A 12683-nucleotide genomic window follows, 5' to 3' on the forward strand; every position below is an offset into this window, starting at 1 on the left:
GCGCTGGGAACGGTCGGTGCGGGCCCCGCGGTGCCCCAAGGATCGGGCAGCCGCCGCGCCCGCGGAACCTCGTAGGTACGAGGGTCAGCAGGCGGGGACCCAGGTGTGCGAGCGCGGGTGCTCCTGCGGGGGGAGGTTGCGGCGCTCGCCGATCCTGACGCAGCCGAGCAGCCCCTGCCGTCCGGCCCCGGCGTAGTAGAGGACGTCCACCGAGAGGGCGCCCTCGGCGCGGGTCTGGCCGTTGTTGCGGACGGAACGGGCCCGCTGCCCGGCCGCCCAGCCGCAGGGGATCGTGTCGTCGGCCCAGTCGGTGTCGCCGTCGACCCACGCGCAGACCTCGCCCTGGCCGTCCTCCTCGCTGAAGAAGCAGACGGCGCCGCGGGCGCAGCGGTCGTAGCCGCGGGCCTCGGCGGTGCCGGCTCGGCCCGGTTCGAACAGGCCGATGCCCCCGATGCCGAGGCCCGCGGCGAACGCGGCGGCGGCGCCGGCGGCGATCAGGGAGCGGCGCCGGCGGCGGAGGGCGGGCAGCAGTTGCCAGGGCGCGCGGCGGCCAGCCGCGGCGGCGCGCACCCGGCGGAGCAGGGCGGCGGCGGTGTGCGGGGCGCGGTCCTCGTGCCGGCGGGCGAGGCAGTCGGCGACGATGCCGCGCCAGGGTTCGGCGAGGTCGGGCGAGAGGCGCAGTCCCTCCTCGCCGCGGGCGTAGCGCAGGGCGGCGTCGCGGCGGGCGGCGGGGGTGCCGCCGGGCAGCGGCAGGGCGCCGGTGAGGACGACGTGGACGAGGACGCCGAAGGCCCAGATGTCGGCGGTGGGGCGGATCTTCATGCCGCGTTCGCCGACCTCGCACCAGAGCAGGTCGGGCGGGGTGTAGTCGGGGGTCGCGAAGGCCGGGGAGTAGGCGTGGGTGCCTTCGAGTTCGGCGGCCATGTTGAAGTCGGCGAGCCGGGCCGTGCCGTCGGGCATGAGCAGGATGTTGCCGGGCTTGAGGTCGCCGTGCACCCAGCCGGCCCGGTGGAGTTGGGCGAGTCCTTCGCAGACCTGGGCGAGCAGGCGGGGGCCGGCCGGGAGGGTCCGGCCGCCGGCGAGCACCGTGTCGAGCGAGCCCTCGGCCTCCTCCAGGACGAGGACGGTGGCGCCGTCGAGTTCGGGGCGCTCCGGGTCGTCCACGGTCAGGACCTCGTACATCCGGATCAGCCTGGGTGCGCGGACCCGGCGCAGCACCTCGGCCTCGCGGTCGGCGAGTTCGCGCAGGTGGCGCAGTTGGCGCGGGGTGCTGGTGCCGGTGGGGAGGACCTTGAGCGCGGCCCGGCTGGGGAGTCCGGCCTCGGGTGCGGCCCGCCGGGCGGCATAGACGCTGCCGAAGGCGCCGCTGCCGAGGGGGCGGTCCACCAGCCAGGGACCGATCCGGTAGCCGGGCGGCACCGGGAGGGTGGCGGGGCGTGCCGTCCGGCCGCTCACCGGGCGGCCCCGGGCGGGACGGTCGGGGAGGCCGGGGCGATGGAGGTGGCCGGGGCGATCGGCGCGGCGAAGGCGGCCGGGGACGCGAGGGCGGTCAGGGCGGTGAGGTCCTCCTCGCGGACCAGGTCGAAGCGCAGGGCGAGGGAGACCAGCGTCTCCTTCTTGCCGACCAGCCGGGGGCCGGTGTCGGCGGTCTCCGGTCCGGGCTTGAGGCGGAGTTTGACCGCCAGGTAGTCGATGTTCCACTGCACGGAGGCCCGGTTGGCGGCGGGCCAGAGCGGGCGCAGCCGTTCGACGAGCTGTTCGACGGTGGGCAGCGGGGCGTGCGGCCGGCCGCGCAGGCGGGGCTCGCAGAGGGCGGTGAGGACGAGGAAGTAGCGCTTGCCGCGGTCCAGCGGGAAGGCGAGGAGGGTGGGTTCGCCGCCCGTCGGCCCGCTGCCGGGGGCGCCGTCCGGGAGGAGGTCCTGGTCGGCGTAGTCGTGGCGGGGGGCCCAGACGTCCAGGCCGATCAGCTCGGAGCCGGCGGGCAGGACGATCCGGGAGAACTCGAACGGGACGGGGGCGCCGAGCCGTCCCGGGGCGATCTTGATGTGTTCGCCGGCGCCCTCGGGGTTCTCCACCACGTAGGTGGAGGAGCGGCTGAGGTTGCTGAGCGTCCAGTAGGTGCCGGTGGCGGTGATCTCCCCGGCGGTGCGTGACACCCCGCTGTGCGGGACGTTGAGCTGACCGTCGCCGCCGGCGGCGCAGCCGCGCCCGAACCGGAGGCTCTGGCCGGGTGCCAGGCGGATCTGCGCGGCCGGGGCCATGGTCGGCCCTGGGACCACGATGATGCTGTACACGCTGCGTTCCTTCCCCCGAGGTGGCAAGGGGGAAGGGTAGCCAGCGGAACGCAACATTCAGGCAACGAATGTCATGCGCCGGACATCCGTTCGGGCACTCCGGCGGGCAGTCCGGTGGACGGCACCCGCCGGACCCGCCGGCCCCGCCGCACTGCCGCCCGGCTACGGCGTCCCGCACTCGCCGCGCCATTCGAAGCGGTCGACCGTCCGCCCGCCGTCCGGCAGGTTGCCGCGCCCCTCGTCCCAGCCGCGGTGCAGGCACAGGCTGCCGCCCTCCCGGAAGTACACCTGGACGTGGTCCCAACCGGGCTGCGGGGTACCGTTGTTGAAGTACGAGCGGCGCAGTCCGCAGCCGGCGTTCGGCTGGTCGACGGCGGAGCGGCAGACCGTGCCGGTGCCGTCGGCACCCGAGTAGAAGCAGACGTCCCCGGGCGGGCAGTCCTGCCAGGCGGGCGGCGCACCCGTGCAGTTGCGGCTGGTGACGGCCGGCCAGTCCTTGTTCGTGCCCGCATACTCGACGCCGTCGAAGTGCACGGGCACCCGGTGCGACTCGTCGGTGAAGTCGCCGGTCGCCGAGTACCGCTGCTCGTAGTGGAGATGGGCCCACCGGGTGGCGGTGCGCCCGATCCGGCCGATCTGCGTGGACGGGAGGACGGCGTCGCCCTTCTTCACGTACGCGGCCGGATCGTCCTGGAGGTGGTAGTAGGCGGTGAACCAGCCGTTGCCGTGGCTGATCTGGAGGGTGTTGCCGGAGCCGTTGTCCCAGTAGGCGGCGGAGACCGTGCCCGCGGCCGAGGCCAGCACCGGGCGGCCGTCGGAGCCGGTGTTGCCCTCCACCATGATGTCCAGCGCGGGGTTGTGGCCGTAGGTGTGCAGCTCCCAGGTCGTCCCGCAGGGGAAGGGCAGCTGGAACGCCGGCTTGCCCGCCGCCCCCGCCGTGACCTGCGCCGTGACCTGCGCCCCCGCCGCCTCCCCCTGGACGGCCGCCGCGGGCCCGTTCGCCAGCAGCAGCACGGCGACGGAGACCAGCACCGCCGCCCTCAACCGCCGCAGCCTCTCCCGGTACCGCATCTGGCGTCCCCCTTCACAGCGTCCTTCGCGGCGTCCTTCACCGCGTCCGCGGACGGCACCCGTCCGGCACCCCGCGGGGGCCATGCTCGCCCGCCCCGCCGACCGGGACCACCTCGCACGTACGAGGGTCGCCCCCCGGCCGCGCCCGGCCGAACCGCGGTGGGGCCTCAGTCCGCGTGCAGCGCCCCGGCGAGCCGGGCGGCGAAGGCCGCGGGGTGGGTGGTCAGGCCGGTGTGCCCGCCGGGGAAGTGCAGCAGCTCGGTGCCGAACCGCCGGGCGAGGAACTCGGCCGGACGGTAGGGCAGTTCGCCCCGCGACTCCTCGCCTCCGGCGAGCACCAGCCGGTCGGACAGCTCCGCCAGCCGCCGCACGTCCGGCCGGTGGGCCATGAACGCCGGGACGATCCGCCCCAGGAAGTACGGCAGGTTCGCCATCGTCCGCTCGGCGCGGGCCGCCGCCTGCGGCGGGAGCTCGATCCGCGACGGGGCGGCAGCGGCGGCGACCGCCGGCTCCCCCGGCCGGCGCAGGCCCGCGGCGAACACCGCCACCGCGGGCAGCAACCCCTCGGCCCGGAGGGTCTCCTGGACGCGCGCGAGCAGTGCCCGGTGCTCGGCGGCATCGGGCAGCACCTCCACCACCGGCGGCTCGTGCGCCACCAGCCGCCGGACCCGCTCGGGGCGGGCGGCCAGCAGGTGCAGCGCGACGATCGCCCCCGAGCTGGAACCGAACACGCGGGCGGGCTCGCCGGGTGACAGCAGTTCCAGCAGCCGGTACGCGTCGTCGGCGTGCTCGGCCACCCGCTGCTCGGCCGCGGGGTCGTCGAGGGTGCTGCCGCTGATCCCGCGCGGGTCGTACGTCGCGACGGTCCAGTGCGCGGCGAGGTCGTCGGCGACGCCGTCGAAGGAGGCCGCACCACCGGCCCCGCCCGGGATCAGCAGCAGGAGCGGACCGCGGCCCCGCACCTCGTAGTGCAGGGTCGCGCCGGCCACCCGCAGGGTGCCGGTGGTGGGTGCGGTCGGGTCGGCCGGGGCGGTCATGCGGGGTCTCCTCCGTGGGATGCGGGCCAGTGCTGCAGAAGGGTGTGCAGGGCGTCCAGGGCACGGTTCCACGACTCCTGCGGCGGGCGGGCGTGCCCGAACCCGCCCGTCGCCTCCAGGGCGACGAACCCGTGGAAGGTGCTGCGCAGCAGGCGGACGGCGTCGGTCAGGTCGGGCTCGGCCAGTCCGTAGCCGCGCAGCATGCCGTAGGTCAGCTCGACCGCCCGGCGCGGTCCCGGTGCCTGCGCGAGGAGTTCGGGGTCGATCTCCAGCCCCGCCTGGGTCGCGGCGTAGCGGCCGGGGTGCCGGTGGGCGTACGTGCGCCAGGCGTTCGCGAAGGCGGTCAGTGCGTCGCGGCCCGCCAGTCCGGCGGTCGCCTCGGCGATCAGGACGGTCTTCTCGTCCGCCGCGAGCAGGGCGATCCGCCCCCGCAGGTCGTCCAGGTTGCGGACGTGCCCGTAGAGGCTGGCGTCCTTCACCCCGAGCCGCCGCGCCACCTGGGACATCGTGATCCGGTCGAAGCCGACCTCGTCCGCCAGTTCGGCCCCGGCGACCGTCACCCGCTCCGCCGTCAGTCCGGCCCGCGCCATGTGCCCTCCACGCTTTCCTAGGGGTTCTAGTTTTAACCTAGGACCCCTAGGATCGGCAAGCGCAATCGGCGGACCGGACCGAGCGGCCGACCCTCCCCCCGTAGGCCGGTGGGCCCGGCAGGGGGCGGGCGCCCACCGGCCGGGCCGTCACATCGGCAGCGAGCAGAGCCGTACCGGACCCGCCGGCCAGGCCGCGCCCTCGTGCAGCGGGAACCACAGGGCGGCCAGTGGCATCGTCACCACGCGACCGCCGGGCTGCTCCACCTCCATCGCGTGCGACACCTCACGCCAGCCGAGCCGGCCGTAGAGCGCGACCAGCGGGGGCCGGCAGAACAGCAGGCCGACGGCCGGGCCCAGGGTGCGGGCGTGGTCGACGGCCGCGCCGACCACCACCCGGGCCAGGCCGAGACCGCGCAGGTCGGGGGCGACGGCCACGCCGCCGACGCCGACCGCCGCGAGGTCCGCGCCGCCGACGGTCAGCCGCAGCGGCAGCAGACCGGTGTGCGCGGCCAGGCGCCCGTCCCGGCGGCGGATGCCGAAATGGATGTCCTTGGGCAGGAAGGTCAGCCCCGTGTACGCGACACCGAAGGGGTCGTCGCCGGCGCCGAGGATCTCGGCGACCTCGGCGGGGGTGTAGTGGTCGAGCCGCTCCACGGCGGGCGGCAGGGAGTCGAAGTGATCACTCATCAGGTCATCATCCCCCGGGCCGTTCGCCCACGGCCGACCGGGTCCGACCGCACCCCGGGCGACGGCTCAGGCGGCTCAGACGGCTCAGACGGACTCCTCCGCCGGATCCGCCGCCCTCCGGCTGCGCGCCCGCGCCAGGGCCCACGCAGCCCCGCCGGTCAGCGCGGCCGTCCCCAGCGCGTACACCGGGAGCCAGCGGGTGGTGGTCGACGCGAGGCAGACGTCGACCGCCCGGGCACTCTGCGCCTGCTGCACGAACACCAGGGCGTCGCCCGCGTCGCCGGCCAGGCCGCCCAGTGCGGCCTGCGCCTGCAGACTCGCGTAGCTGCCCGCCTGCCCGCACTCCTGACGGGTGCCCGGCATCGGGAACAGCCAGTCCCAGCGCTGGAGCGCCGGAGCCAGGGCGAGCGCCACGCAGAGTCCGACCACCAGCGAGTAGGCGGTCAGCCCGGCCGCGTACGAGGCCCGCCGCCCGGGCGAGGGCACCGGCACCCGGCCGAAGGAGAACACCACCGCCAGCAGCGTCGCGCCGAGGTAGGTGGAGAACCACTCCCACGAGCCCTCCGCGAGCGAGAACGCCAGCACAACGCCGAGCGCGGTGCCCAGCACCCCGGGGTCGCTCGCCACGGCCGCGGCACCCCGGACGTCTCGACGGCTTCGCTCGCCCACGCGCTCTCCCCTGCCGGTCTCCGAAGCCCCCAGCCTCCCGCCGCCGCCCGCCCTCCGGCCCGCCACCACACCGGCCCCTGTCCGGAGCCCACCCGCCCGGGCCAGCGGCGCACCGCCCCGCCGTGATCGATCGGCGTCGGAGCCGTGGGCTACTGTGTCCGTCGTCAGGTGAGGTGGCGGGGGGTCATGGGGAACGCGGGGTTGGTGCACCAGGTCCGGATGGCGCGGGCGGGTGCGGGGGATCCGGCGGTGCTGGTGGCGGAGGTGCGTCGCAGTGCGCTGCTGGTGCTGCGCTGGGGCGAGGAGGCGGTGTGGACCTCCGACCACGGCGGGCTGCGCTGGATCCACGCCTTCACCAGCGAGGCCGAACTCGCCGCCTTCGCGCAGGCCAAGGGCCTGCCGCTGGAGGGCCTGCCCTATCTGACGGTGCTGGGCTCGCGGTTGCTGGACGTTGCCGTGCCCGCGCTCGGGGTGCCGGGCGGAATCGCCCTGGACGCGGCCGGGGCGCAGGGCATGCTGTTCCCGCCGATGCGCGGGATCGTCCCGGACGCGCTTGCTCTGGACGGCCCGTCAGGCCCGGCAGGTGCGGTGGGTGCGGTCGCCCGGTAGCGGGTCGGTGCGGTAGCGGGTCGGTGCGGTAGCGGGTCGGTGCACGGAAGACGGTTGGTCGGATACGGGGGGCAGTGGGTGTGGCGGATTTCGAGGTCGACCCTCAGACGCTGAAGCTGGCGGAGAAGGGCATCAACGAGGCCATCGACGAGATGCAGAAGCTCGGCATCGCCGGCCTGGCCGAGAGCGGACGCGGCTTCACCGAACTGGAACTGTCCGGCATGGACGCCGGACACGGCCAGCTCAGCGCCGTGTTCGGCGAGTTCTGCGAACGCTGGTCCTGGGGCGTGCGCTCCCTGGTCCAGCAGGGCTCCGCCGTCGCCGAACGCCTCGGGCTGGCCGCCGGCTTCTACCACGAGCAGGAGCAGTACGTGGACGGCCTGCTCAAGGGCACCGTCTCGGCCGCCATGGGCAACCCCCACCAGAGCGGCGAACAGGCCGCCGGCAAGTCCTGGAACGAGATCTGGGGCGACAACCCCTACACCCAGCTCACCAACCCCGACTTCTCCGCCGCCTCCGCCGCCCAGTCCGGCGAGAACATCAAGAACGCCTGGAAGGACGCCGCCAAGAGCAAGCTCGAACAGCCCCAGGCCGTCACCGGCTTCATCCAGGGCGCCGTCACCGGCCAGACTCCGTGAGCGGCGGCCTGCTCGACCGCGCCCTGAGCGCCGGCGGCAAGTTCATCGACGTCAACGTCCAGGCCGGAGCCGAAATCCTCAAGGGCGGCTCCCGCGCGGCCGGCGGCCTGCTGGAGGAGGTCGGCCTCGACGGCGCAGCCCAGTCCGTGCGCGGCTGGGGCGACGATGTGGCGGACGCCGGCGGCCTACGGGTGGGCGAGGCCAGACTCGGCCAGAGCGACGACGTGCGCCACCTCCTGCACGGCGATCCCAAGCGGATCGCCGAGGTCGCCGCCCACCTGAAGAAGTTCCACGACGCGTTCGAGAAGACCGGCACCGCCCTGTCCCGCCTGGACCACGAGCACTGGAAGGGCCAGGCCGCCGAAGCCTTCCGCGCCACCTTCACCCCCCAGCCCAAGGCCTGGCTCAGCGCCGCCGACGCCTGCGGCAAAGCCGCCGCAGCCCTGGACAACTACGCCCACACCGTCACCTGGTCCCGCGGCCAGGCCGAGGAAGCGGTGAAGATGTGGAAGGCGGCCCAGCAGAAGCTCGACGCCGCCACCGCCCAGTGGCGCCAGGACGCCCTCACCTACAACCTGCGCGCCAAGGCCTACAACGCGATGCCGGCCGACCAGCGCCCGTCAACCCCGCCGGCGCGGCCGGAGGACTTCACCAACCCGGTCGAGGCCGAATTCCAGGCCGCCCAGGACAAACTCGACGCCGCCCGCCGCCAGCGCGACTCCGCCGCCACCACCGCAGCAGCCGCCGTCGGTGCCGCGATGGAGGCCGCCCCCAACAAGCCCAGCCCCACCCAGCAGCTGAAGGCCGACCTCTCCGACGGCCTGAGTGCGGCCCCCGTCGCCCTGCTCCACTTCGAGGGCGGCCTGCTGCAGAGCGGCACCGACCTGCTCAAGCTCGGCCGCAGCCTCAACCCCTACGACCCCTACAACATCTCCCACCCCCACAAGTACGTCGAGACCGTCAACACCACCCTCGCCGGCCTGATCACAGCGGGCGACCACCCCGTCGAGCTCGTCAAGGGCATCGTCGGCAGCGGCTGGGGCAGCGACCCCTCCGAGGCGAGCGGCAAACTCGTCGGCAACATCCTCCTCGGAGCAGGCACCGGGGGCAGCGGCACCACCGCCAAGACCGCCGCCACCGCAGCAGCCCAGAACGCAGCCAAGACCGCCGCCAAGAACACCGCCGAGAACGTCGCCAAGGAGGCCGCCGACCAGGCCGCCAAGGAGGCCTTCGAGAAGCTGGCCAAGGACGCCGCGGCCAGACCGCCGGTCCCCTCGCCGACCAATCCGGCGGGTCTGCCCGAGGGCTGGACCGTCCCCGGCAAGGAGACGGCCGACAACGCCGCCCAGCAGGCGTTCGAGCAGCAGGCCGCCGAACTCGCGGCCAAGGACGCCGCGGTGGCGTCCAAGCTGCAGGATCTGATGGAGCTGGAGTCGCGCGCCACCGGGGCCTGGCCGGACGACCCGCTGAAGGCGGCCGCCGACCGGAACGTCAACCTCTCCGGTCTGCCGTACGAGCCCAAGTGGCGCACCAGCACCGAGGACCTCTACCGCTTCGACAACCGCCCACCGGACCGGATCTTCACCGAGGACGGCGGGCTGAAGCCGCTCAGCTCGGACTTCAACGACCTGGCCGCCTACGCCGGTTCGGGGAGCAAGGACTCGGTGTACGTCGGCACGACGCGCGATCCGAACCTCAAGCTCGGCGCGAACCGGCTCTGGCGCTACGAGGTCGACGCGCCGGGCGGGATCGACGTCAACGCCAGCCTGGGGCGCAAGGAGGCGGGCGGCATCTCGCCGCACGCGGACGAGGCCGAGATCGCCTTCCCCGGCGGGGTCGACGTCCGGCACATCAAGGGCGCCTGGCGGCTGGAGAACGGCAAACCGGTCGAGTTCGTCCCCAACCCGCACTACCGGCCCGGGTAGGACGACCCGTCGCCCGGCCCGCCCGGGCGGAGCCCGACCCGCCGGACCCACGCCCGACCCGCCCGACCGTGCCGAGAGAGGCCCGCCCGATGCCGTTCAGTACCCCGCCCGCCCCGCCCGTGCCCCCGGCGCCCGTGCTCACCGACGCCATGCGTGCCGAGGCGCGCAAGCGGCCCGGCGGGTGGCTGTACTCGATCGACCCGGGCTTCGACCCGGACGGGACGGTCCCGGGGCACGGCGTCATCGGCGCCTGGGAGATCGACCGGACCGGCGAGGTGGTGGGCTTCCGGCCCAACCCCAACTACCGGCCGACCCCGATGGCGCTGGGCTTCCCCCGGCCCGTCAGCGAGCTGGAGAACACCCTGCAGCTGGCCGCCACCGGCTACCGCGGCGATGCGGACCTGGTCGCCGCGCTGCTGGCCGCCGAGGTGCTGGTGCGCGGCGTGCCCGGGCAGCAGCTGCCGACCACCCTGCCCGGGGCGAACGGGCGCCGGGTGCTGGAGGTCTGCACCTCACCGGACCACTTCCCGACGTCCTGGCCGGGGGCGTTCCCGGTGGCCGTCCGGACGCTGGCACTCATCGAGCCCGGGACGGACCTGCGGATCAACCCGGGCAGCCGGGTGACGGTCGCCGTGCCGATCGAGGACCTGCAGCAGGCGCTGGCCGCGGCCGGCCCGACCGGACCGCAGGCCGCGCAGTGACCGCCGAACTGCCCGTGCCGACGCCCGAACAGCTCGCCGCAGCACGGGAGTTCGTGGGCATCCGGGAACGGGAGGGCGCCCGGGAGCTGCCCGACGGCGTACCGGCGGTCTCGACGATCGTCGGCGCCTGGTCGAACCTGATGGTCCGGAACCTGGTGCGCACCCGGTTCGCCCTGCGGCGCGGCGACCGCGCGGAGGCGGCCCTCGGCTGGGCGGTGGTGGTGGAGGGCCTCGCCTGGTGGGCCCGCGATCCCGCGCTCCCCGAGGAGCTGCGGGCAGCAGCCCAGGCCGCCCTGGGGCGTGACGGCACGTCCTGAACACCGGCCCATTGCCGGGCCGCCGGGCGCGCCCGCGGCTACGACGGCGCCGACGCGCTCAGCGCGATCCGCACCAGGCCGTCCGGCAGGGCCAGGACGAAGGCGCCCGGTCCGACCGGCACCAGGGCGCGGACGGGTGCGCCGAGCGCCAGGTCGACCGCGCTGCTGCGGCCGTCCACCGGACCGACCCGGACCGCGCCGTCGGCCCAGGCCACGGCGAGGAAGAGTCCCTCCCCCGTCATCGCCAGCGCCAGCGCGGCGACCGGGCTCGGCCGTTCCGCGACCGGTTCTGGCAGCGGGGGCGTGCCGGGGCACCAGGCCCGGACGCGGCCGTCGGCACCGCCGCTGACGAGGAGGACGGTACCGGCCGGGGCGTCCTCGTCGGCGGGCAGCAGGACCGCGCCCAGTGCGGTCACCGGGCCCTCGTGCAGCTGCTCGGCGGCGTGCTCGCCGGGCCCGAACCAGCGCACCGCGCCGCCTGCCTCGCCGAGGGCGGGGAGGTGGCAGAGGGCGGTCGGCGCGGCGTCCGCGGGGAAGGGGACGCCCTCGCCGGCCAGGGTGTGCAGGCGGCCGGCGGTGTCCAGGGCCAGCACCGTGCCGTCCGGGAAGCAGCTGAGCTGCGCCGGCTCCCCCGGGCAGCCCGCCGGGAACGGGGCACCGCGGTCGCTCCCCGAGGCCGGGTCGAGCACCCGGACGGTGCCGGCGGCGTCGGCGGCCAGCAGGCTGCCCTCGTAGGGGCCCCGGCCGAGCGCCGCGGCGGCGGTCGGCGGCTCGCCCCCGGCCCCCCAGCGCGCCCACGCGGTGCTCCAACCCGCGTCGGCGGGGCCCGCGCCGGGGTTCGCGGTCGAGGGCCCGTCGGTGAGCCGCATCAGCAGCAGGTGTTCGCGCGAGGCCGCCGAGGGCTCGCGGAGCAGCGCAGGTCCGGCGGCCCGCCAGGCGGGGAGCAGCCGGGCGTCGGGGCGGGCGGCGAAGGCCGCGGCGACGGCGCGCTGGTCGGCGCGGGCGACCAGCACGGGGTCGTCCAGCAGCCCGTCCGCGAAGCCCGCCGCGAGAGCCTGGCCGAGCAGCAGGCCGAGCCGGGCCGGGTCGGCGGCCCGCAGGTCGGGGGTGCCGGCGGCGGTCCGGGGGACGGATCCGGCGACCGTCCGGGCGAGTTCCGCCGGGTCGGTGGCGCCGGCGGCGGTGGCGAGGTCGCGCAGCGGTCCCGGGGCCAGCCACCACGTCCCGCCGGCGCCCCCGGTCCAGTCCCTGAGGTCGGTGCCGTCCTCGGGCAGCAGGCTGGTGGTGGCCGCGACGGATTCGGGCCCGGCCAGCAGCGACCACTCCTCGGCGGTCAGGGGCCGGGCGGCGGCGGCGAGAACGGCCAGCGCGGTGCGGGAGTCCTCGGGGAGGCGCCGGTACCAGGCGGCGGCCAGCGCGATGGCGCCGAGCCTGGGCTCCGCGGGCAGCGGGGTGCCGCCGGGGGTCCGGGAGGCGAGCAGGGCCAGGCCCGCGTTGGTGCCGAGGTGTTCGGCGCCGACGGGCGAGTCTCCGCGGCGGCGCTCGTACCAGGCGGTGAACCGGGCCGCGTCGGTCCAGGCGGGGTCGGCGAGGTCCATCACGGCGGCGTCGGCTGCGGCGTTCGGCAGGCCCGCGGCGTTCGACAGGCCCCCGGCGATCGACAGGCCCGGGGCGGTGTCGACGACGGCGCGGACCTGCGGCAGGGCGAGCAGCGGGTCGAGCAGCCGGGCGGCGAGCTCCTCGGGGTGCAGGGCGCGGTCGAGGTCGCGCAGGAAGAGCAGGACGGGGCGCTTCGCCGCGGCGAGGGCGGCGGTCAGGTCCCCGGGGGTGCGGGCGTGCAGGCCGAGCCGGGCGGCCAGGGTCCAGACCGCGAGGTCGACCGTGGCGCCGGCCAACGACACGGCGGCGTCCGGGCGTTGCCGGGCCGGGGCGGCGGGGTGGGCGCAGGCGGTGGCGAGCCAGCCGAGCAGGTGGCTGCGGCCGCTGCCCGGCGGGCCGGTGACCAGGCAGATGCGGGGTGCGCGCGGGTCGTCCAGCAGGCGCAGCAGGGCCGCTCCGGCCGGTCGGCGTCCGGCGCCGAGCGGTGGCAGCCTGCGCGGCTCCGTCGCGTTCTCGTCCATGGCCCCCCGATCCCCTGTTCCCCCT

The 12683-nt window shown here is 75.9% G+C and carries 13 protein-coding genes; 5 read left to right on the forward strand and 8 right to left on the reverse strand.

Features of this window, described 5'->3' with window-relative positions:
• Positions 1 to 84: 84 nt before the first annotated feature.
• From ACWGB8_RS11675 to ACWGB8_RS11705, 7 genes are all read right to left on the reverse strand, one after another.
• On the reverse strand, positions 85 to 1455 hold the full coding sequence (locus ACWGB8_RS11675) for a serine/threonine-protein kinase (RefSeq protein WP_452212606.1): 1371 nt from the start codon (positions 1453 to 1455) through the stop codon (positions 85 to 87).
• Positions 1452 to 2294 carry an FHA domain-containing protein gene (locus ACWGB8_RS11680; protein ID WP_452212608.1) on the reverse strand — a complete coding sequence of 281 codons (843 nt, stop codon included), beginning with the start codon at positions 2292 to 2294 and terminating at the stop codon, positions 1452 to 1454. Before ACWGB8_RS11680 ends, ACWGB8_RS11675 begins: the two co-directional genes overlap by 4 nt.
• A 162-nt stretch (positions 2295 to 2456) precedes the next feature.
• The gene (locus ACWGB8_RS11685) at positions 2457 to 3365 is read right to left on the reverse strand and encodes a peptidoglycan DD-metalloendopeptidase family protein (RefSeq protein WP_452212610.1); all 909 of its coding nucleotides are present in this window, start codon (positions 3363 to 3365) and stop codon (positions 2457 to 2459) included.
• A 167-nt stretch (positions 3366 to 3532) separates the two neighbouring features.
• Positions 3533 to 4402 carry an alpha/beta fold hydrolase gene (locus ACWGB8_RS11690; RefSeq protein WP_452212612.1) on the reverse strand — a complete coding sequence of 290 codons (870 nt, stop codon included), beginning with the start codon at positions 4400 to 4402 and terminating at the stop codon, positions 3533 to 3535.
• Positions 4399 to 4992: a TetR/AcrR family transcriptional regulator gene (locus ACWGB8_RS11695; RefSeq protein ID WP_452212614.1), complete on the reverse strand. Its 594-nt coding sequence runs from the start codon at positions 4990 to 4992 to the stop codon at positions 4399 to 4401. Before ACWGB8_RS11695 ends, ACWGB8_RS11690 begins: the two co-directional genes overlap by 4 nt.
• A 147-nt stretch (positions 4993 to 5139) precedes the next feature.
• On the reverse strand, positions 5140 to 5679 hold the full coding sequence (locus tag ACWGB8_RS11700) for a GNAT family N-acetyltransferase (RefSeq protein ID WP_452212616.1): 540 nt from the start codon (positions 5677 to 5679) through the stop codon (positions 5140 to 5142).
• Positions 5680 to 5763: 84 nt separating this feature from the next.
• Positions 5764 to 6306: a hypothetical protein gene (locus tag ACWGB8_RS11705; protein ID WP_452212618.1), complete on the reverse strand. Its 543-nt coding sequence runs from the start codon at positions 6304 to 6306 to the stop codon at positions 5764 to 5766.
• Between the two features lie 228 nt (positions 6307 to 6534).
• On the opposite strand from ACWGB8_RS11705, the gene ACWGB8_RS11710 reads away from it, so the two are divergent.
• The 5 genes from ACWGB8_RS11710 to ACWGB8_RS11730 all read left to right on the forward strand — a co-directional run bounded on the left by ACWGB8_RS11710 (position 6535) and on the right by ACWGB8_RS11730 (position 10538).
• Positions 6535 to 6957: a hypothetical protein gene (locus ACWGB8_RS11710; RefSeq protein WP_452212620.1), complete on the forward strand. Its 423-nt coding sequence runs from the start codon at positions 6535 to 6537 to the stop codon at positions 6955 to 6957.
• An 80-nt stretch (positions 6958 to 7037) separates the two neighbouring features.
• Positions 7038 to 7595, forward strand: a complete 558-nt coding sequence (locus tag ACWGB8_RS11715; protein WP_452212622.1) for a hypothetical protein — start codon at positions 7038 to 7040, stop codon at positions 7593 to 7595.
• Complete coding sequence (locus ACWGB8_RS11720; RefSeq protein ID WP_452212623.1) at positions 7592 to 9520, forward strand: putative T7SS-secreted protein; 1929 nt, start codon at positions 7592 to 7594, stop codon at positions 9518 to 9520. Before ACWGB8_RS11715 ends, ACWGB8_RS11720 begins: the two co-directional genes overlap by 4 nt.
• Positions 9521 to 9609: 89 nt before the next feature.
• A complete protein-coding gene (locus ACWGB8_RS11725) occupies positions 9610 to 10221 on the forward strand; it encodes a type VII secretion system-associated protein (RefSeq protein ID WP_452212625.1) in 612 nt (203 codons plus the stop codon).
• Positions 10218 to 10538, forward strand: coding sequence for a hypothetical protein (locus ACWGB8_RS11730; RefSeq protein WP_452212627.1), 321 nt, complete (start codon positions 10218 to 10220; stop codon positions 10536 to 10538). Before ACWGB8_RS11725 ends, ACWGB8_RS11730 begins: the two co-directional genes overlap by 4 nt.
• 38 nt (positions 10539 to 10576) lie before the next feature.
• On the opposite strand, the gene ACWGB8_RS11735 is transcribed toward ACWGB8_RS11730, so the two are convergent.
• Positions 10577 to 12658, reverse strand: a complete 2082-nt coding sequence (locus tag ACWGB8_RS11735; RefSeq protein ID WP_452212629.1) for a hypothetical protein — start codon at positions 12656 to 12658, stop codon at positions 10577 to 10579.
• Positions 12659 to 12683 lie beyond the last annotated feature (25 nt).

It is taken from the genome of Kitasatospora sp. NPDC054939, from assembly GCF_053610105.1.

Bases quoted from the DNA above. Each gene is read 5' to 3' on its own strand.
- ACWGB8_RS11710 (WP_452212620.1), top strand. From the start codon at position 6,535: ATGGGGAACGCGGGGTTGGTGCACCAGGTCCGGATGGCGCGGGCGGGT.
- ACWGB8_RS11735 (WP_452212629.1), bottom strand. From the start codon at position 12,658: ATGGACGAGAACGCGACGGAGCCGCGCAGGCTGCCACCGCTCGGCGCC.
- ACWGB8_RS11695 (WP_452212614.1), bottom strand. From the start codon at position 4,992: ATGGCGCGGGCCGGACTGACGGCGGAGCGGGTGACGGTCGCCGGGGCC.
- ACWGB8_RS11725 (WP_452212625.1), top strand. From the start codon at position 9,610: ATGCCGTTCAGTACCCCGCCCGCCCCGCCCGTGCCCCCGGCGCCCGTG.
- ACWGB8_RS11685 (WP_452212610.1), bottom strand. From the start codon at position 3,365: ATGCGGTACCGGGAGAGGCTGCGGCGGTTGAGGGCGGCGGTGCTGGTC.
- ACWGB8_RS11690 (WP_452212612.1), bottom strand. From the start codon at position 4,402: ATGACCGCCCCGGCCGACCCGACCGCACCCACCACCGGCACCCTGCGG.
- ACWGB8_RS11700 (WP_452212616.1), bottom strand. From the start codon at position 5,679: ATGAGTGATCACTTCGACTCCCTGCCGCCCGCCGTGGAGCGGCTCGAC.